Here is an 18,536-nt window from a genome sequence, read left to right on the forward strand (position 1 = left end):
TCTCCTCAGAAGACCGGGTCGGCCGGCAGGCGGCGGGACTCGCCCCGTACGGGGCTGGCGTAGGTGTAGTCGAACAGCGTCGACACGTCCGGGTGCGGGCTTTCGTCGGCGAACGCGGCGGCGTCGTCGACCTCGGCCTTCACCTCGGCGTCGAGCTTGTCGCGAGCCTCCGCGTCGAGGACACCCGCCTCCTCCAGCTCCAGCGCGAAGTGGGCGAGGGGATCTGCGGCCTTGAGGGCGTCCTTCTCCTCCGCCGTGCGGTAGCGGGCCGGGTCGACGACCGAGTGGCCGCGCAGGCGCGGGCTCGTCGTCTCCAGCAGGAACGGCTTCTGCTCGGCGCGGGCCCGCTCGACCGCCGCGTGGGCGGCCTCGCGTACGGCGACGATGTCGGCGCCGTCGACGCGGGCACTCTCCATGCGGTAGGCGGAGGCCCGGCGGTACAGCTCCGGCTCGGCCGAGGACGCCTCGACCGTGGTGCCCATGCCCAGGCCGTTGTTGATGACGACGAACACGATCGGCAGGTCCCACAGGGCGGCCATGTTCAGCGACTCGTGGAAGGCGCCGATGTTGGTCGTCCCGTCGCCCATCTGGCACATGACGACCTCGTCGCCGCCCTTGTACGACACGGCGAGCGCCGCGCCCGTGGCGAGCGGGAGCTGCCCGCCGACGATGCCGTACCCGCCGAGCAGCCGCGCGTCCAGGTCGAACATGTGCATCGACCCGCCCCAGCCCTTGGACACGCCGGTGCTGCGGCCGTACAGCTCGGCCATGACCCGGCGGGCGTCGATGCCGCGGGCGAGGGCGTAGCCGTGCTCACGGTAGTTCGTGAACAGGTAGTCACGAGGCTCCAGCGCCGCCATCAGCCCGGTGACCGTCGCCTCCTCGCCGAGGTTCAGGTGACAGTAGCCACCGATCTTGGCTTCGGTATATGCGCGGGCGGCGCGTTCCTCGAACCTGCGTATCAGCAGCATCTGCCGGTAGTACGCGACGAGCGTCTCCGGCTCGGGTCGCGCCTTCCGGGTCCGGGTCCGGCGTGCCGGAGTCCTCGTCTTGGTGTCACCCATCGAGGTCTTCCCTTCGTGCTCGGGCGCTGCGATGGGGTTCCCATGACTTGCGCCCATACAATCAGGAGGCGATCAATGATCGATCATAGATCAGTCATATTAGAGTTCGTCCACGTTAGCGGCAGCTACCATGGAGTAACATGAACGCCTCTTCCGCTTTGGTGCGTACCGGCCTCGGCGACCAGATCCGCCAGGTGCTCATCGACGGCATCACCTCCGGCCGGTGGGCACCCGGTGAGCGTATCGTCGAGCGCCGCATCGCCGTCGAGCTCGGCGTCAGCCAGGCGCCCGTCCGTGAGGCGTTGCGTCATCTCGAGGCTCTCCGGCTGATCGAGACGCTGCCCAACCGCGGCGCAAGAGTGCGCGATTTCACAGACGAGGACCTCGCCGAGGTCTTCCCCGTCCGCGCCGGGCTGGAAGAGACCGCCGCCGACCTCGCCGTTCACCGGCTGGCCGGCCGGGTCGACGCGCTCGAGGTCCACATCGCGCGCCTCGCCGCGGCGACGGACCCGGGAGAGGTCATGCGGCACAGCATCGCGTTCCACCGCGAGATCGTGGAGGCGTCCGGCAACCGTCTGCTCCGCTCGGTGTGGCAGTCGCTCGGTATCGAGGTCTGGACGACCCTGTCGCTGCGGCGCCGGGGCACCGAGCTGTGCGGCAAGGCCGCCGAGCATACCGACATCACCGAGGCGTTCCGCCGTCAGGACCCGAGCGTCGGCCGCCTGCTCCACGCCCACGTGATGAGCTACGCGCCCTGACGGCGGTCGTGAGAGCCGCCCTCGCCGCCGGGCCGGAGAACGTCGGGGGTGCCTTCTAGGATCAGGAGCATGGGGCGCCCTAACGACGACGTCGCGGCTCTGTTCCAGGAGTTCGCCGACCTGCTCTCGATCACCGGTGAGGCCGCGTACAAGGTGCGTGCCTACGAGAAGGCGGCACGCGCCATCGGCGGATATGCGGAGGACGTCACCCGGCTCGACCTCAAGGGCCTGCGGAAGATCCCCAACGTCGGTGAGGCGATCGCCAAGAAGATCCTCGACTACCAGCAGACCGGCACGATCCGGCAGCTGGAGGCGCTGCGCGAGCGCATCCCGGCGGGCGTGCGGGCCCTCACCGCCATCCCGACTCTCGGGCCGAAGAAGGCCATGGTGCTCTACGAGGAGCTGGGGATCTCTTCGGTCGAGCAGCTCGCCGAGGCGATCCCGGCCGGCCGGCTCGAAGGCCTCAAGGGCTTCGGCGCCAAGACCGAGGAGAACATCCTCCACGGCATCGAGCTGCTGCGGCACGCGGGCGAGCGGGCGCTCATGGACGTCGCCACCGAGCTGGCCGAGGAGATCGTCGCCGAGCTGTCCCCGCTCGCCGGGCGGTGCGCGTACGCCGGGTCGCTGCGGCGATGCCGGGAGACGGTCGGCGACGTCGACATCCTCGCCACCGCCGAGGACTCGGGCCCGCTGATGGCGGCGTTCACCGCCCTGCCCTTCGTCACCGAGATCATCGGCAGCGGCGAGACCAAGACCTCCGTCCGTACGGTCAAGGGGCTCCAGGTCGATCTGCGCGTCGTGCCGCCGGAGGCGTGGGGCGCGGCGCTGCAGTACTTCACCGGGTCGAAGGCGCACAACGTCCGCACCCGCGAGATGGCCGTCCGCGCCGGGCTGAAGCTGTCGGAGTACGGCCTGTTCTCCGTCGAGACCGGCGAGCTCATCGTCTCCGCCACCGAGGAGGACGTCTACGCGCGGCTCGGCCTGCCGTGGATCCCGCCGCCGCTGCGCGAGGACGAGGGGGAGATCGAGGCGGCGCTGCGCGGCGAGCTGCCCCGCCTCGTCGAGCTCGCCGACCTCCGCGGCGACCTGCACACCCACACGAACCTGACCGACGGCGTCGCCTCGCTGGAGGACATGGTCGCCGCCGCGGCCGCGCGCGGCAACGAGTACTACGCGATCACCGACCACGCGCCGAACCTGTTCATGCAGCGCATGACGGACGAGAAGATGCTCGCCCAGCGGGAGGCCGTGCGGGCGCTGCAGAAGCGCTACCCGGACATGACGCTCCTGCACGGCACCGAGCTGAACATCGACCCCGACGGCGCGGTCGACTGGCCGGCCGAGTTCCTGGCGGGCTTCGACATCTGCGTCGCGTCGGTCCACTCGCACTTCACCCAGGACCGGGAGGAGATGACCCGCCGGATCGTCCGCGCGGTGGAGAACCCTCACGTCCACGTCCTCGGCCACCCCACCGCCCGCAGCATCGGGCGCCGCGCCCCCGTCGACGCCGACTGGGAGGCCGTGTTCGCGGCGTGCGCCCGGTCCCGGACGATCCTGGAGATCGACGCCTTCCCCGACCGTCTCGACCTGCCCGCCGATCTGATCCGGCACGCCCGGCGGCACGGCGTGAAGTTCGCCATCGACAGCGACGCGCACGCCCCCGGCCACTTCGACAACCTCCGCTACGCCGTCGGCACGGCCCAGCGCGGCTGGCTCACCCCGGACGACGTCGTTAACACCTGGCCGTTGGAGCGCCTGCGCGCTTACCTTAATGTCGGCTGAACATTCCGATATGCGTCATCGACCTGGCGATGACATTTTTAATCGCAAGGAAGTTTAATGTTCAACCGATGATCTGATCGGTTAGCGTGTCTCCGTTCGAGCGGAACGGAGTGAATTTTCCTTGGGCGTAGGTATCGGCCGCAGTGGGCGGATCGGCGACCTTCAGGTGACGAAAGTCGCCACGGCCGAAACCGTATCCGCCGGCGAATGGGACGCCCTGATCGGGCCCGATGGGTTCTATTCGAGCCACGAATGGATCCGTTCGCTGGAACTCGCGCACGGCGCGGACCCGGTGATCGTCGCCAGGGCCGCAGGCGGCATCGCGGGCGTGGCACCCACCTGGGGCGGCGATCCGGCCGACCGTGAGCTGTTCTCCCTCAGCGCGCTCGCCGGTGGCCTGGCCGGGCCGTGGGGTCGGCCGTTCCTGTGGATCGGCGGCCGGCGGGCGACCGCCAACGCGGTGCCGTGCGCCCCCGGAGAACGGCGGGAGGAAGTTCTCCGCGCACTGCTGGCGGAGGCGCGCGCGGAGGCCCGGCGCCGAGGGGCGGCCGGGGTCGTCTGGCCGTACCTGCCAGGGCCGGCAGCACGTGAGCTGGCCGGATCGGCGTCCGGCGCCCGCGCCCTGCTGCAGACGGCGGACACGATGCTGCACGTTCCCGCCGACGGCATGGACGGCTTGGCGGACACCGCCCGGCGCGAGGACCGCAACAAGTGGCGGCGGGAGTCCAGGGCGTTCGAAGCGCACGGCGGCACGGTCGAATGGCGATCGCTCGCCGATGCGGCGCCCGACCGGATCGCCGAACTCGTCGCGGGAACACGGGCACGATATGGATCCGGCGGCGGCATCGAGCGGATGCGCCGCGTGCTGGCCGCCCAGCAGACCGCGGGGGTGGCACGTCACGCCGTCGTCTGCCTCGCCCGACATGAGGGCCGGATCGTCGCCGCCGCCGTCTTTTATCGGCATCACGATTGGCTTTATGGCCGTTATTGGGGAGTCGATGAGGATGCGCCACCGTTCGCCTATTACGTGCTGACGCATTACGCGGCGGTGAATTGGGCCGCCGCCCACGGTCTTCGCCGGATTCATCTGTCGGTGTCGGCGTGGGAGGCCAAGGTCCGCCGCGGTGCACGACTGTTCCCGCTGGCGATGGTGGTCGCCTCGGCTGACGGCTTGCCCGACCTGGTATCCGACGCCGACGTCGCGGCGCACAACTCCCGTGTCGCCGGTTCCTGGCGCGAACGTTTCCGGTCCCGGCCCGAGGCGCTCGACGCCTCGTGGCAGCAGTGGTTCTGAGAGAGGGCATGAAGTGATCTACCTGGTGTACACGTTCCGGCCGACCCCCTACGCGCAGGAGAATCTGCCGGAGTTCTGGGAGTGGGTACGGGACCGCGAAGACTGGTTCTACGACGGGCTCGACATGGTGCTGGAGACCGACTGGTTCGTGCGCACCATCGGCCCCGACGTCCACTGCGTCGAACACTTCGTCGCGTTCGCCGACGAAGCGGCCTGGGGCGCATACCGCCGGGCGGTCGCGGACAAGAGCCGTGACCCGAAGTGGGAGACGCGCCGTACCGAGCAAGGCCGGTGGTACGACATCCTGGACGCGCGGATCCTGACCGATCCGCCGGTGCGGCTCGGCCGAACCTCGACGGTCACGCCTGCGTGATCGTGCCACCGCGGCACCCGGGTGTCCCACGCCGGGAGGGCCGGGCGGCAACCTTCACGTCAGGTGAACGCGGAGTACACGCGAAGGACACCTGTGATCAAGCAAAGGTGAACCTGAGGGCCCCTACGATCGGCCCGCGATACACGCATATTGAGCCGCCATCCAGCTTCTGTTGCGGCGATGCTCAGTTCCATGCCTTTCGGGGAGGCCACGGGTGAGTCTGCTGGGCTGGCCGCTGCTCGTCCTGTCGATCCTGCTCGCGGTCGCCGCGCCGGTCGGCTGTGCGCTGCTGTGGGGGCGGGTGCGAGGCACGGGCGCCTGGCCGGTGAGGGTCTCGCTGATCGTGCTGAGCCAGGTGACGGCGGTCCTCGTGGCGGGCGTCGGCCTGAACGACCACTTCGAGTTCTTCGCCTCGTGGAGCGACCTGACCGGTCAGAACGGCGCCGACGCGCCCATCCAGCAGCAGAACGGCGGATCCGAGCCCCTGGGGCGCGGTCTGTCCAAGCGCCTCCGCAAGGACTTCCGGCCCGACCACGGCAAGAACACCTTCTCGGCGGAGCTCGTGGGCGCCAAGTCGGGGATCCGCAGCAAGGTCTGGGTGTGGCTGCCGCCGCAGTACCAGCAGCACCCGCAGCAGCGGTTCCCCGTCATCGAGCTGTTCCCCGGCTTCCCCGGCACACCGGTCACCTGGCTCCACACCATGCAGGGGCCGAAGAAGCTGCAGGAGGCGATGAAGAAGGGCGCCGCGCAGCCGTACATCCTCGTCGCGCCGACCATCACCGTGGTCCCCGGCCACGACACCGAGTGTGCCAACGTGCCGCACGGCCCCAAGGTGGCCACCTGGCTCGCCGAGGACGTCCGGCGCATCGTCACCGAGAACTTCCGCGCCCTGCCCGACCGCGACGCCTGGGGGACCATGGGCTACTCGACGGGCGGGTACTGCGCCGCCAAGCTCACCGCGCAGTACCCCCACCTGTTCCGCGCGGGCGTCAGCATGTCCGGCTACTTCACCCCGTCCACGGCGGCGCTCGCCAAAGTGCAGGGAGAGAACGTCCCCGCCCTCCTGGAGACCAGGCACCCGCCCATCGACCTGCTCCTGACCGCCAGCAAGCAGGACCCCGGCACCACGAACGCGGTGAACACGATGGTCAAGGCGGCCCGCCCGCCCTCGATCGTCTACACCTACGTGGTCCCGCGCGGCGGCCACAACATCGGGGTCTGGACCGCCATGCTCCCCAAGTGCTTCCAATGGCTCACCACCAAGCTCACCCACGCCTCCTGAGCCCCGCCCCTGCCCCCTGAGCCCGAGAGGGCCCCACGGGGCCGGAGCGCGGCCGTGTCAGGTGCCGAGAGAGGCGGCCGGAGCGGTGTCGCGGGTGGCGGCCGGGGGCTCCGGCGCCGGGGCGGCGGGCATGGGGCCGCGGTCGCGGAGCGCGAAGACCACGCGCAGGGTCGCGATCCACACGAGGGCCGCGCCCAGGACGTGCGCGACGACGAGCGTGCCGGGGACGTTGGTGAAGTACTGAACGTAGCCGATGACGCCCTGCGCCAGCTCCACCACCAGGAGCTCGAGCGCCCGCCGCTGCACGCGCGTCGGGGCACTGGTGAGGCGGAGGCCGAGGAGCAGGGCGAAGGTCAGCCCGACCGTGGCCCAGACGATGTCGACGTGCAGCTGGGCGACCTGCTCGATCTGGAAGTCGTAGCGCCGGGCCTTCGGGTCGCCGGCGTGCGGTCCGGTGCCGGTCACGACGGTGCCGGCCACCAGCAGCAGGAACACGACACCCGTCAGGGCGCGCCCCAGCCAGACGAGCTCTTGGCGGACGAGGCTCCGGGCCGGCTCGTCGCCCTCGTCCGCGCGCACCCACAGGACCACGGCCGCCGCCAGAATCGCCGGCGACAGCAGGAAGTGCACGGTCACCGCGACCGGGTGCAGGTCGGTGAGAACGACGATGCCGCCGACGATCGCCTGCGCCACCACGCTGAACGGCTGGATCGCGGCCAGCCCCACCAGGCCACGGCGCCGGGGACGCAGCCGCAGCGCCGCGACGAACACCAGCGCGCCGAGCGCGAGCACGAGGAAGGTCAACATCCGGTTGCCGAACTCGATCGCCATGTTGACGGCCGAGTGCTCCGGGGTGTGCGTCGGCACCAGGCTGCTACCGGTGCACTTCGGCCACGTGGGGCAGCCGAGACCCGAACCGCTGACGCGCACGGCCGCGCCCGTCGCCATGATCAAGGCGTTGCCCACCACGCTCGAGAGCGCGAGCCCGCGCAGGGAGGCGGGCGTGGGACGCCACACGAGGTCACGGAGCCGGGTCAGCGGGTTATCGGATCGCACGTCCTTCATCGTACGAGCGCCCGCCCATGCCCCGGATCCGGGTCCCTGTCAGGCCTCGGGGGCTTCGGGTGGGGACTGCTGGGAGCGGGTGGCGCCGACGCAGGCGGCGATGACGCAGCCGATCGCGAGCCACTCGCGCCACTGGAGGATCTCGCCGAGGAAGACGAGGCCGACCAGGGCCGCCACCGCGGGCTCCAGGCTCATCAGGATGCCGAACACCTGGGCCGGCATCCGGCGCAGCGCCTCCAGCTCCAGGCTGTACGGGATGACCGAGGACAGCAGGCCGACGCCGAGGCCGATCAGCAGGATCTTCGGGTCGAGAAGCGCCGATCCGCCGGTGGTGATCCCGACCGGCATCATGGCGGCCGCCCCGACGACGCTGGCGATCGCGAGGCCGGTGGATCCGGAGAACCGCTTGCCCGTCGCCCCGCTCAGCAGGATGTACAGGGCCCAGCCGACCGCCGCGAGCAGCCCGAACGCCACGCCCGTCAGTGAGATGTCCCCGCTGCCGCGGGCGAGCAGCGCCACCCCGCCCAGCGCCAGGACCGCCCAGATCAGGTCGAGCCGGCGTCGCGACGCGACGATCGCGACGGTGAGCGGTCCGAGGAACTCGATCGTCACCGCCACGCCGAGCGGGATCCGGGCGATCGCCTGGTAGAAGCTGAAGTTCATGCCGGCGAGGGTGAGGCCGAACAGCACGGCGATCCCGAGGTCCCGCAGGGAGTGCGCGCGGCGCAGGTCGCGTAGCGCGGAGCGGGCCATCACCGAGAGGACGACGGCCGAGGTGAGCAGGCGCAGCGTCACGATCGCGTCCGGGGAGATCTGGCCGAAGAGGTTCTTGGCCAGGCCGGCGCCGACCTGCACCGAGACGATGCCGAGAATGATCAGGGCCGGCGGCGGCACCGAGCCCAGGGACAACCGGGGACCGGCGGGGCGGGAACGGAACCATCCGGCGCGGCCGTAGGAACCCGGGGTGTCAGCGAGCGCCATGCGTCACTCCCACTTGAAGAAGCGCGCGGCGAGTGCCAGGCCGAGCACCGCCCACACGGCGAGGATCACCAGATCGCGGACGGGGAACCCGGCACCGTGCTGCAGTACCTGACGCAGCCCGTCGGCGAGCGCGGAGATCGGTAGCAGTTCGAGTACCGACCGTACGCCGCCGGAGAACTTTGTCAACGGAAATACGACACCGCCCAGAACGAGCAGGAGCAGGTAGACGAGGTTGGCGGCGGCCAGGGTGGCCTCCGCGCGCAGGGTGCCGGCCATGAGCAGCCCGAAGCCGCTGAACGCCGCCGTGCCCACGATCAGCAGCAGGATGACGGTCGCCGGGTTCCCGTGCGGGCTCCAGCCGAGCGCGAACGCCACGACGCAGAGCACGACCGCCTGCAGGACCTCGACGGCTACGACCGTGAGGGTCTTCGCGGCGATCAGCCCGGACCGGGGGAGCGGCGTCGAGCCGAGGCGCTTCAGCACGCCGTACCGGCGTTCGAAGCCCGTCCCGATCGCCTGCCCGGTGAACGCGGTGGACATCACGGCGAGCGCCAGGATGCCGGGGGCGAGGAAGTCGACCCGCTTGCCCGCGCCGACGTCGAGCAGCGGCGCGGCGCTGAAGAGGACGAGCAACGCGATGGGGATGATGAGGGTGAGCAGCAGCTGCTCGCCGTTGCGCAGCAGCGTGCGCAGCTCGTACGCGGTCTGGGCCCGGATCATCCGGGACGCCGGCGCAGCGCCGGGCGAGGGGGTGAAGGTCAGGTCCGTCACGAGCGGAGCTCCCGTCCGGTCAGTTCCAGGAACACGTCTTCGAGGGTCCGCCGCTCGATCCGCAGGTCCTCGGTCATGACGCCGTTGGAGGCGCACCAGGCGGTCACGGTCGCCAGCAGCTCGGGCACGAGATCGCCTTCGATGACGTAGTGCCCGGCCGGCGACTCCTTGGCCATCGTCGCGGGCGGCAGCGCGGACAGCAGCTCGTCCAGGCCGAGCCCGGGGCGTGCCCGGAAGCGGAGCTGGCGCTCGGCGCCGGTCAGCGAGGACGGCGGGCCGGAGGAGATGACCGTCCCGTGGTCGACGATCACCACCTGGTCGGCCAGCCGTTCGGCCTCGTCCATGTGGTGGGTGGTGAGGATCACCGCGACGCCGGCGGCCTTGAGGTCCTCGACGAGCTCCCACGTCGCGTGGCGGGCCTGGGGGTCGAGGCCGGCGGTGGGTTCGTCGAGGAAGACCAGCTCGGGGCGGCCCACCACCGCGGCGGCGAGGGCCAGCCGCTGCTGCTGGCCGCCGGACAGGCGGCGGTACGGCGTACGGGCCGAGGCGGTGAGGCCGAGCCGCTCCAAGAGCGCGACGGGGGCGAGGGGCGTGGCGTAGAAGCTCGCGATCAGGCTGAGGAACTCCCCGGCGCGTGCGTTGGTCGGCACGCCCCCGGACTGCAGCATCACGCCGATGCGCGTCTTCAGCTCCGGGTCGCGGGGGTCGCGGCCGAGGACGCGCACGGTGCCCGCGTCGGCGCGCCGGTAGCCCTCACAGATCTCGACCGTGGTGGTCTTGCCCGCTCCGTTGGGGCCCAGGAGGGCGGTCACCTCGCCGTGCCGGGCGTCGAATGAGAGACCGTCGGCCGCGGTGATTATGCCATAGCGTTTGACCAGGTCATTCACTGCGACGGCGAGGGGTTCCATGCCCCCGAGTCTAGGAGGGGCGGCTCGGCGCGACGCATGGACCCCGGAGATCTTTCTGAATATTGATTCAGCTAGACGCATGACGATACAGTCGGTCCATGTCACTGGGAGGTCACATGCTGCGCGGCCGGAGCTTCCTCAAAGAGCTCGACTTCACCGCCGAGGAGTTCCGCTCGCTCGTCGACCTGGCCGGCGAGCTGAAGGCGGCCCGCCGCGCGGGCACCGAGCAGCCCCGCCTGACCGGCCGCAACATCGCGTTGATCTTCGAGAAGACCTCGACCCGCACGCGCAGCGCGTTCGAGGTCGCGGCGCACGATCAGGGCGCGCACGTGACCTACCTGGACCCGTCGGGCTCCCAGATCGGGCACAAGGAGTCGGTGAAGGACACCGCGCGGGTGCTGGGCCGGATGTTCGACGGTATTCAGTACCGCGGCAGGCGCCAGGCGGACGTCGAGGTCCTCGCCGCGCACGCCGGCGTCCCCGTTTGGAACGGTCTCACCGACGAGTGGCACCCGACCCAGAGCCTGTGCGACGCGTTCACGATGGCCGAGCACGCGGCCAAGCCCCTGGGCGAGATCGCCTTCGCCTACCTCGGCGACGCGCGCAACAACATGGGCAACTCCCTGCTCGTCATGGGTGCCCTGCTGGGCATGGACGTCCGGCTCGTCGCGCCCGGCGGGCTGCTGCCGTCCGCCGAGGTCCAGGCCGCGGCCCGCGCCCTGGCCGAGCGCAGCGGCGCCCGGATCACCCTGACCGACGACGTCGCCGAGGGCGTGCGCGGCGCCGACTTCCTGCACACCGACGTCTGGGTGTCGATGGGCGAGCCGAAGGAGGTCTGGGCCGAGCGGATCGCGCTGCTCAAGCCGTACCAGGTCAACGCCGAGGCGCTCGCCGCGACCGGGAACCCGTCGGTGCGGTTCATGCACTGCCTCCCGGCGTTCCACGACCGGGAGACGACGGTCGGCGAGGAGATCTACGTGCAGTTCGGCCTGGAGGGGCTCGAGGTCACCGACGAGGTCTTCGAGTCGGAGGCCTCGATCGTCTTCGACCAGGCCGAGAACCGCCTGCACACCATCAAGGCCGTCCTGGTCGCGACCCTCGCCCGCTGAACCCGCCCCAGGCCGTCGCGGCGACGTTTCGGCGATCGTCTAAACGAATGCGGGCCAGCATCGGGGCATGTTCGCCCTGAAATCCGGCACGCGGTCCCGGCCGCGGGCCGGAGCGCTGCCTCTGCTCGCCATCTGCCTCGGCTATTTCATGGTCATCATCGATGCCACGGCGGTGACCCTGTCGCTGCCCGCGCTGGGTCGTGACCTCGGCGGCGGGATGGGCGTCCTGCAGTGGGTGGTCGACGGCTACACGCTCACGTTCGCGACGCTGCTGCTGTCCGCCGGCGCGCTCGGCGACCGGGTGGGACCCCACCGGGTGTTCTGCGCCGGGCTCCTGCTGTTCACCGTCGCCTCGGCCGCCTGCGGGATCGCGCCGACCGCGGCCCTCCTCGTCGCCGCGCGGGTGGTGCAGGGCGCCGCGGCGGCGATCCTGGTGCCGTCGTCCCTGGCGCTGCTGCAGGCCGCCAACCTCGATCCGGCGGCGCGCGCCCGGGCCGTCGGCGTGTGGGGCGCGGTCGCCGGGATCGCGGCCGCGTCGGGTCCGGTGTTCGGCGGGGTACTGACCGACGCGGTGAGCTGGCGGGTCGTGTTCTTCGTCAACGTGCCGATCGGGCTGGTCGCCCTGCTGCTGACGATCCGCCACGTCGTACGGCCGGAGGGGCACGGCCGGCGGGGGATCGATCCGGGCGCGCAGGTCGCCGCGGTCGCCGCGCTCGGCCTGCTGACCTTCGCCCTCATCGAGGCCCGGACCCGCGGCTGGCTCTCGCCGGCCGTCCTCGGCGCGCTGGCCCTCGCCGCGCTGTCGGCCGCGGCCTTCGTCGCGGTCGAGCGGCGGTCGGCGAACCCGATGCTGCCCCTGAGCCTGTTCCGGAGCCGGCCGTTCTCCGGCGGCAACGCGGTCGGACTGCTGATCAACCTCGGCTTCTACGGCCAGCTGTTCGTGGTCAGCCTGTTCTTCCAGGACGTCCGGCGGATGAGCCCGACGACGGCCGGCCTGGCGCTGCTGCCGGAGGGGATCCTCGTCTCGGTGGCGTCGTTCCTGTCCGGGCGGCTCTCGGGCCGGTCCGGCACTCGCCCGACGATGCTGATCGGGTTGTGCACGGGAGCGGCCGGGCTGCTCGCGCTCATGGCGGTGGGCCCGCGCACGCCGTACCTGCTGATCATGCTCGGGCTGATGGCGGTGGGCTTCGGGATGGCGTTCACGATGCCGGCCGCCACCACCACTGTCGTCGAGGCCGCGCCGCCGGAGCGGGCGGGCGTCGCCTCGGGGGCGGTCAACGCGGCCCGGCAGGTCGGCAGCACGGTCGGCGTCGCCCTGCTCGGCACGCTGGGCGGCGGAGGCCGGCTCGCGGCGCCGATGGCCGGCGCGGGCGCGGCGTTCCTCCTCGGAGCCGTGGTCGTGGCCCTCACCGTACGGGAGGGTCCGCGCAGGTGAGGCAAGGCTCGCCTTAGTGATGCGGATTACCGGGATCCGTTTGTGTCGGGGGAAGGAATTAGGCCACACTGATGTTGTGAAAAACGTGACCGAGACCACGAGCGGCGACCCGGCGGTCGCCGGCGTGCCCGCGCTCGGTCCGAACCACACCGAGCGCACCACCCGCGCCCGGGTGGCGCGTCTGATTCTTGAATATGGTCCCATCAGCGCCTCGGCGCTCGGACAGCGGCTCGGGCTCACGCCCGCGGCCGTGCGCCGCCACCTCGAGCACCTCCTCGACGAGGGGATGATCGAGGAGCGGCGGAGCCGTCCGCAGTCCAGGCGCGGGCGCGGCCGTCCGGCCAAGCTGTTCGTCATCACCGACGCCGGGCGCAGCGCCTTCGTGCACGCCTACGACGATCTCGCGGCCAACGCCCTGCGGTTCCTGGCCGACAAACTCGGCGAGGAGGCCGTCGCGGAGTTCGCCCGCCGCCAGGTGAGCGACCTGGAGGCGCGCTACGGCGCGTCGATCCGGGAGGTTCCGCCGCAGCAGCGGGCGCAGGCCCTCGCCGAGGCGCTGTCCGTCGACGGCTACGCCGCCTCGGCCGGCACCGCCCCGGCCGGCGGGCAGCAGCTGTGCCAGCACCACTGCCCGGTCGCGCACGTCGCGGCCCGGTTCCCGCAGCTGTGCGAGGCGGAGACGGCGGCGTTCGGGCGGCTGCTCGGCGTCCCCGTGCAGCGGCTGGCCACGATCGCGCACGGCGATGGAATATGCACGACCCACGTGACGTCACGTGAACTGACCGAAAAAACCGATAAGAACGACAAGCAGGACTCCGGAGGCACCTCCGCATGACTACGGCAGCCCATCCCGAGCTCGAAGGGCTCGGAAACTACAAGTTCGGCTGGGCCGACTCTGACGTGGCCGGCGCCTCGGCCCGTCGCGGGCTGTCCGATGAGGTCGTCCGCGACATCTCGGCGAAGAAGAACGAGCCCGACTGGATGCTCGACCTTCGCCTGAAGGGCCTGCGCCTGTTCGGCAAGAAGCCGCTGCCGACGTGGGGCGCCGACCTCACCGACATCGACTTCGACAACATCAAGTACTTCGTCCGGTCGACGGAGAAGCAGGCCGCGTCGTGGGAAGAGCTCCCGGCGGACATCAAGAACACCTACGACAAGCTCGGCATCCCCGAGGCGGAGAAACAGCGCCTGGTGGCCGGCGTCGCGGCCCAGTACGAGTCCGAGGTCGTCTACCACCAGATCCGCGAGGACCTGGAGCAGCAGGGCGTCATCTTCCTCGACACCGACACCGGCCTCAAGGAGCACCCGGAGATCTTCCAGGAGTACTTCGGCTCGGTGATCCCGGTGGGCGACAACAAGTTCGCCGCGCTCAACTCGGCCGTGTGGTCGGGCGGGTCGTTCATCTACGTGCCGCCGGGCGTGCACGTCGAGATCCCGCTGCAGGCCTACTTCCGGATCAACACCGAGAACATGGGCCAGTTCGAGCGGACGCTGATCATCGTCGACGAGGGCGCGTACGTCCACTACGTCGAGGGCTGCACCGCGCCGATCTACAAGTCCGACTCGCTGCACTCCGCGGTCGTCGAGATCATCGTGAAGAAGAACGCCCGCTGCCGTTACACGACCATCCAGAACTGGTCGAATAACGTCTACAACCTCGTCACCAAGCGCGCCGTCGCCTACGAGGGCGCGACGATGGAGTGGATCGACGGCAACATCGGGTCCAAGGTCACGATGAAGTACCCGGCCGTCTACCTCATGGGCGAGCACGCCAAGGGCGAGACGCTGTCCATCGCCTTCGCGGGCGAGGGCCAGCACCAGGACGCGGGTTCGAAGATGGTGCACGCCGCGCCCAACACCTCCTCGACGATCATCTCCAAGTCGGTGGCGCGCGGCGGCGGCCGCACGAGCTACCGCGGCCTGGTCCAGATCCAGGAGGGCGCCGAGCACTCCAAGTCGACGGTCAAGTGCGATGCGCTGCTGGTCGACCAGATCAGCCGCTCCGACACCTACCCCTACGTCGACGTCCGTGAGGACGACGTCGAGATGGGCCACGAGGCCACCGTCTCCAAGGTCTCGGAGAACCAGCTGTTCTACCTCATGAGCCGCGGGCTCACCGAGGACGAGGCGATGGCGATGATCGTGCGCGGCTTCGTCGAGCCGATCGCGCGCGAGCTGCCGATGGAGTACGCCCTCGAGCTCAACCGCCTGATCGAGCTGCAGATGGAAGGAGCGGTGGGCTGACAATGGGCCTCGAGACCAAACCGCTGTCCACCCTCCACGAGCACTCGTCGTACGACGTCGACGACTTCGCCGTGCCCACCGGGCGCGAGGAGGAGTGGCGGTTCACCCCGCTACGCCGCATCCGCGACCTGCACAAGGGCGCGGCCGCCGACGGCAAGGTGATCGTCGACGTGTCCGCGGCGCCCGAGGTCACCGTCGAGACGGTGTCCCGGGACGACGAGCGCGTCGGCAGGGCGTACGTCCCGTCCGACCGCGTCAGCGCGCAGGCGTACGCCTCGTTCACGCAGGCGACCGTGGTCACCGTGCCGAAGGAGGTCGTGGCCACCGAGCCGACCGTCCTGTCGCTGCGCGGTGAGGGCGGCGGCGTCGCCTACGGCCACACGACCATCGTCCTGGAGCCGTTCGCGCAGGCCACGGTCGTGCTGGAGCACACCGGCTCGGCCGCCTACGCCGACAACGTCGAGTTCGTCGTCGGCGACGGGGCCTCGCTCACGGTGTTCAGCCTGCAGAACTGGGCGCCGGACACCGTGCACCTGTCACACCAGCACGCCAAGCTCGGCCGCGACGCGCGGTTCAAGAGCTTCCTCGTCAGCCTCGGCGGCAAGGTCGTGCGCATCGCCCCGACGGTGGCCTACGACGCGCCCGGCGGCGACGCCGAGCTGTACGGCGTGTACTTCGCCGACGGCGGCCAGCACCTCGAGCACCGCCTGCTCGTCGACCACACGCAGCCCAACTGCCGCAGCCGCGTCGACTACCGCGGCGCGCTGCAGGACGAGGACGCGCACGCCGTCTGGATCGGCGACGTGATCATCCGGGCCGAGGCCGAGGGCACCGACACGTACGAGCTCAACCGCAACCTCGTGCTCACCGACGGCACCCGCGTCGACTCGGTGCCGAACCTCGAGATCCTCACCGGCGAGGTCGCCGGCGCGGGCCACGCCTCGGCGTCCGGCCGCCTCGACGACCAGCACCTGTTCTACCTCCAGGCGCGGGGCATCCCGTACGACACCGCGCGGCGGATGGTCGTGCGCGGCTTCCTCGGCCAGCTCGTCGAGAAGATCGACCTGCCGCAGATCCAGGAGCGGGTCCTCGCCGCGATCGACGAGGAGCTCGACCGATGAGCTTCACGCGCGCCTGCTCGCTGTCCGAGCTGCCCGAGGAGGGCGCGCTCGCGGTGGAGATCGACGGCACGCCGGTGGCGGTCGTCCGCACCGGCGACGACGTCTACGCCATGCGCGACGTCTGCTCGCACGCCGAGGTCGCGCTCAGCGAGGGCGACGTCTACAACCACACCATCGAGTGCTGGCTGCACGGCTCGTGCTTCGACCTGCGCACCGGCAAGCCCACCAACCCGCCGGCCACGCAGCCGGTTCCCACGTACCCAGTGAAGATCGAGGGCGACGACGTGTACGTGTCGCTCAAGGAGTCCTGAACACCATGGCCACGCTTGAGATCCGCGACCTGCACGTCTCCGTCGAGGACAAAGAGATCCTCCGGGGCGTCGACCTGACCGTGAAGGCGGGCGAGACCCACGCGATCATGGGGCCGAACGGCTCCGGCAAGTCGACCCTCGCCTACGCCATCGCCGGTCACCCGAAGTACACCGTCACCGGCGGCGAGGTGCTCCTGGACGGCGAGAGCGTCCTGGACATGAAGGTCGACGAGCGCGCCCGCGCCGGGCTGTTCCTCGCGATGCAGTACCCCGTCGAGGTGCCGGGCGTTTCGGTGTCGAACTTCCTGCGCACCGCCGTCACCGCCGTGCGCGGCGAGGCGCCGAAGCTGCGGGAGTTCTCCAAGGAGATGCGCCAGGCGATGGCCGAGCTGCAGATCGACTCGGCGTTCGCCCAGCGCAACCTCAACGAGGGCTTCTCCGGCGGTGAGAAGAAGCGCCACGAGATCCTCCAGCTCGAGATGCTCAAGCCGAAGGTCGCGGTGCTCGACGAGACCGACTCCGGCCTCGACATCGACGCGCTGAAAGTCGTCTCCGAGGGCGTCAACCGGTTCCGCGCCGGCGACACCGGCGTGCTGCTGATCACGCACTACACCCGCATCCTCCGCTACGTGAAGCCCGACTTCGTGCACGTCTTCGCCGCCGGCCGCATCGTCGAGCAGGGCGGCCCGGAGCTGGCGGAGCTGCTGGAGACCGAGGGCTACGAGAAGTTCACGAAGGCGGGCGCGTCCGCGTGAGCATCGACGTCGAACGGATCCGGGCGGACTTCCCGATCCTGACCCGCACCGTCCGCGACGGGCGGCCGCTGGTCTACCTCGACAGCGCCAACACCTCGCAGAAGCCCCGCCAGGTGATCGACGCCATCGACGACTTCTACGCCGCGCACAACGCCAACATCCACCGGGCGACGCACCAGCTCGGTGAGGAGGCGACCGAGGCGTACGAAGGCGCCCGGATCAAGGCCGCGAACCTCATCGGCGCGGCGAGCGAGACCGAGGTGGTGTTCACCAAGAACATCTCCGAGGGCATCAACCTCGTCGCCTACGCCATGGGCAACGCGGCCACCTTCGGTCCCGAGGCCGAGCGGTTCCGCGTCGGCCCCGGCGACGAGATCGTCATCACCGAGATGGAGCACCACTCCAACATCGTGCCGTGGCAGCTGCTCGCCCAGCGCACCGGCGCGACGCTCCGCTGGTTCGGGGTGACCGACGACGGCCGCCTGGACCTGTCGAACATCGACGACCTCATCAACGAGCGCACGAAGATCGTCGCGGTCGCGCACCAGTCGAACGTCCTCGGCACGATCAACCCGCTGCGTCTCATCGCGGACAAGGCCCACGCGGTCGGCGCGCTCGTGCTCGCCGACGGCGCCCAGGCCGTGCCGCACATGCGGGTCGACGTCCAGGAGCTCGGCGTCGACTTCTACGGCTTCACCGCGCACAAGCTCTGCGGCCCGACCGGCATCGGGGTGCTGTGGGGCCGCGCCGAGCTGCTCGAGACGCTCCCGCCGTTCCTCGGCGGCGGTGAGATGATCGAGACGGTGGCGATGGAGGGCTCGACGTACGCGCCGCCGCCGCACAAGTTCGAGGCCGGCACGATGCCGATCGCCGAGGCCGCCGGACTCGGCGCCGCCATCGACTACCTCACCGAGCTGGGCCTGGACGAGATCGAGGCGCAGCAGAACGAGCTGCTCGCGTACGCGCTCAAGTCGCTCACCGCCGTCGACGGCCTGCGGATCATCGGCCCGGTCGACGCGGAGGACCGCGGCACCGCCATCTCCTTCACCCTGGAGGGCCCGGACGGGCGGGAGATCCACCCGCACGACGTCAGCCAGGTGCTCGACGCCCACGGCGTCGCGGTGCGCGCCGGCCACCACTGCGCCAAGCCGCTGCACAAGCGCTTCGGTGTCACCGCCAGCACGCGCGCGTCGCTGTACTTCTACAACACCCGCGACGACGTCGACGCGCTCGTCGAGGGGCTCCGGGAGACGCAGAAATTCTTCGGCGCGGTCTGACGTTGC

General features: G+C 70.6%; 18 protein-coding genes. 13 read left to right on the forward strand and 5 right to left on the reverse strand.

Going from position 1 to position 18,536, the window contains the following annotated elements:
* Window positions 1–5 precede the first annotated feature (5 nt).
* Window positions 6–1,064, reverse strand: a complete 1,059-nt coding sequence (gene pdhA / locus ACQP2O_RS22655; RefSeq protein ID WP_433188516.1) for a pyruvate dehydrogenase (acetyl-transferring) E1 component subunit alpha — start codon at window positions 1,062–1,064, stop codon at window positions 6–8.
* A 140-nt stretch (window positions 1,065–1,204) separates the two neighbouring features.
* On the opposite strand from pdhA, the gene ACQP2O_RS22660 reads away from it, so the two are divergent.
* From ACQP2O_RS22660 to ACQP2O_RS22680, 5 genes are all read left to right on the forward strand, one after another.
* Complete coding sequence (locus ACQP2O_RS22660; RefSeq protein WP_433188519.1) at window positions 1,205–1,822, forward strand: GntR family transcriptional regulator; 618 nt, start codon at window positions 1,205–1,207, stop codon at window positions 1,820–1,822.
* 69 nt (window positions 1,823–1,891) lie between these two features.
* The gene (gene polX / locus ACQP2O_RS22665) at window positions 1,892–3,604 is read left to right on the forward strand and encodes a DNA polymerase/3'-5' exonuclease PolX (RefSeq protein WP_433188522.1); all 1,713 of its coding nucleotides are present in this window, start codon (window positions 1,892–1,894) and stop codon (window positions 3,602–3,604) included.
* 166 nt (window positions 3,605–3,770) lie between these two features.
* Window positions 3,771–4,898 carry a GNAT family N-acetyltransferase gene (locus ACQP2O_RS22670; RefSeq protein ID WP_433188525.1) on the forward strand — a complete coding sequence of 376 codons (1,128 nt, stop codon included), beginning with the start codon at window positions 3,771–3,773 and terminating at the stop codon, window positions 4,896–4,898.
* Between the two features lie 13 nt (window positions 4,899–4,911).
* A complete protein-coding gene (locus tag ACQP2O_RS22675) occupies window positions 4,912–5,271 on the forward strand; it encodes a hypothetical protein (protein ID WP_433188528.1) in 360 nt (119 codons plus the stop codon).
* Window positions 5,272–5,485: 214 nt separating this feature from the next.
* Window positions 5,486–6,553, forward strand: coding sequence for an alpha/beta hydrolase (locus ACQP2O_RS22680; RefSeq protein ID WP_433188531.1), 1,068 nt, complete (start codon window positions 5,486–5,488; stop codon window positions 6,551–6,553).
* Between the two features lie 57 nt (window positions 6,554–6,610).
* Here the strand turns inward: ACQP2O_RS22680 and ACQP2O_RS22685 are convergent, their stop codons facing one another.
* From ACQP2O_RS22685 to ACQP2O_RS22700, 4 genes are read right to left on the reverse strand one after another with little or no spacing between them, the layout of a single operon-like run.
* Window positions 6,611–7,609 (reverse strand): COX15/CtaA family protein, encoded by a 999-nt coding sequence (locus ACQP2O_RS22685; RefSeq protein ID WP_433188534.1) that lies wholly within the window; start codon window positions 7,607–7,609, stop codon window positions 6,611–6,613.
* Window positions 7,610–7,657: 48 nt separating this feature from the next.
* Window positions 7,658–8,599 (reverse strand): EamA family transporter, encoded by a 942-nt coding sequence (locus tag ACQP2O_RS22690; RefSeq protein ID WP_433188537.1) that lies wholly within the window; start codon window positions 8,597–8,599, stop codon window positions 7,658–7,660.
* A gap of 3 nt (window positions 8,600–8,602) precedes the next feature.
* Window positions 8,603–9,319: an ABC transporter permease gene (locus ACQP2O_RS22695; protein WP_433191120.1), complete on the reverse strand. Its 717-nt coding sequence runs from the start codon at window positions 9,317–9,319 to the stop codon at window positions 8,603–8,605.
* Window positions 9,320–9,366: 47 nt separating this feature from the next.
* Window positions 9,367–10,278 (reverse strand): ABC transporter ATP-binding protein, encoded by a 912-nt coding sequence (locus ACQP2O_RS22700; RefSeq protein WP_433188540.1) that lies wholly within the window; start codon window positions 10,276–10,278, stop codon window positions 9,367–9,369.
* A 98-nt stretch (window positions 10,279–10,376) separates the two neighbouring features.
* Here ACQP2O_RS22700 and argF point away from each other — a divergent pair, with 98 nt between their 5' ends.
* The 8 genes from argF to ACQP2O_RS22740 all read left to right on the forward strand — a co-directional run bounded on the left by argF (window position 10,377) and on the right by ACQP2O_RS22740 (window position 18,530).
* The gene (gene argF / locus ACQP2O_RS22705) at window positions 10,377–11,387 is read left to right on the forward strand and encodes an ornithine carbamoyltransferase (RefSeq protein ID WP_433188543.1); all 1,011 of its coding nucleotides are present in this window, start codon (window positions 10,377–10,379) and stop codon (window positions 11,385–11,387) included.
* 67 nt (window positions 11,388–11,454) lie between these two features.
* A complete protein-coding gene (locus ACQP2O_RS22710; RefSeq protein WP_433188546.1) occupies window positions 11,455–12,822 on the forward strand; it encodes an MFS transporter in 1,368 nt (455 codons plus the stop codon).
* 76 nt (window positions 12,823–12,898) lie between these two features.
* Entirely contained in the window at window positions 12,899–13,657 is a 759-nt protein-coding gene (locus tag ACQP2O_RS22715; RefSeq protein WP_433188549.1) for a helix-turn-helix transcriptional regulator, read from the forward strand.
* Complete coding sequence (sufB, locus tag ACQP2O_RS22720; protein ID WP_433188552.1) at window positions 13,654–15,066, forward strand: Fe-S cluster assembly protein SufB; 1,413 nt, start codon at window positions 13,654–13,656, stop codon at window positions 15,064–15,066. The genes ACQP2O_RS22715 and sufB overlap by 4 nt, the downstream gene beginning before the upstream one ends.
* A gap of 2 nt (window positions 15,067–15,068) precedes the next feature.
* Window positions 15,069–16,187 carry a Fe-S cluster assembly protein SufD gene (gene sufD, locus ACQP2O_RS22725; protein ID WP_433188555.1) on the forward strand — a complete coding sequence of 373 codons (1,119 nt, stop codon included), beginning with the start codon at window positions 15,069–15,071 and terminating at the stop codon, window positions 16,185–16,187.
* Window positions 16,184–16,498: a non-heme iron oxygenase ferredoxin subunit gene (locus tag ACQP2O_RS22730; RefSeq protein ID WP_345436417.1), complete on the forward strand. Its 315-nt coding sequence runs from the start codon at window positions 16,184–16,186 to the stop codon at window positions 16,496–16,498. Before sufD ends, ACQP2O_RS22730 begins: the two co-directional genes overlap by 4 nt.
* 5 nt (window positions 16,499–16,503) lie before the next feature.
* On the forward strand, window positions 16,504–17,253 hold the full coding sequence (gene sufC / locus ACQP2O_RS22735) for a Fe-S cluster assembly ATPase SufC (protein WP_433188558.1): 750 nt from the start codon (window positions 16,504–16,506) through the stop codon (window positions 17,251–17,253).
* Between the two features lie 2 nt (window positions 17,254–17,255).
* On the forward strand, window positions 17,256–18,530 hold the full coding sequence (locus tag ACQP2O_RS22740) for a cysteine desulfurase (RefSeq protein ID WP_433191122.1): 1,275 nt from the start codon (window positions 17,256–17,258) through the stop codon (window positions 18,528–18,530).
* Window positions 18,531–18,536 lie beyond the last annotated feature (6 nt).

It is taken from the genome of Actinoallomurus sp. CA-150999 (genome assembly GCF_050942425.1).
In the GTDB taxonomy this organism is placed as follows: Bacteria; Actinomycetota; Actinomycetes; order Streptosporangiales; family Streptosporangiaceae; genus Actinoallomurus.

Bases quoted from the DNA above. Each gene is read 5' to 3' on its own strand.
- pdhA (WP_433188516.1), bottom strand. From the start codon at position 1,064: ATGGGTGACACCAAGACGAGGACTCCGGCACGCCGGACCCGGACCCGG.
- sufB (WP_433188552.1), top strand. From the start codon at position 13,654: ATGACTACGGCAGCCCATCCCGAGCTCGAAGGGCTCGGAAACTACAAG.
- argF (WP_433188543.1), top strand. From the start codon at position 10,377: ATGTCACTGGGAGGTCACATGCTGCGCGGCCGGAGCTTCCTCAAAGAG.
- sufD (WP_433188555.1), top strand. From the start codon at position 15,069: ATGGGCCTCGAGACCAAACCGCTGTCCACCCTCCACGAGCACTCGTCG.
- ACQP2O_RS22690 (WP_433188537.1), bottom strand. From the start codon at position 8,599: ATGGCGCTCGCTGACACCCCGGGTTCCTACGGCCGCGCCGGATGGTTC.
- ACQP2O_RS22695 (WP_433191120.1), bottom strand. From the start codon at position 9,319: ATGATCCGGGCCCAGACCGCGTACGAGCTGCGCACGCTGCTGCGCAAC.
- ACQP2O_RS22660 (WP_433188519.1), top strand. From the start codon at position 1,205: ATGAACGCCTCTTCCGCTTTGGTGCGTACCGGCCTCGGCGACCAGATC.
- sufC (WP_433188558.1), top strand. From the start codon at position 16,504: ATGGCCACGCTTGAGATCCGCGACCTGCACGTCTCCGTCGAGGACAAA.
- ACQP2O_RS22700 (WP_433188540.1), bottom strand. From the start codon at position 10,278: ATGGAACCCCTCGCCGTCGCAGTGAATGACCTGGTCAAACGCTATGGC.
- ACQP2O_RS22730 (WP_345436417.1), top strand. From the start codon at position 16,184: ATGAGCTTCACGCGCGCCTGCTCGCTGTCCGAGCTGCCCGAGGAGGGC.
- polX (WP_433188522.1), top strand. From the start codon at position 1,892: ATGGGGCGCCCTAACGACGACGTCGCGGCTCTGTTCCAGGAGTTCGCC.
- ACQP2O_RS22710 (WP_433188546.1), top strand. From the start codon at position 11,455: ATGTTCGCCCTGAAATCCGGCACGCGGTCCCGGCCGCGGGCCGGAGCG.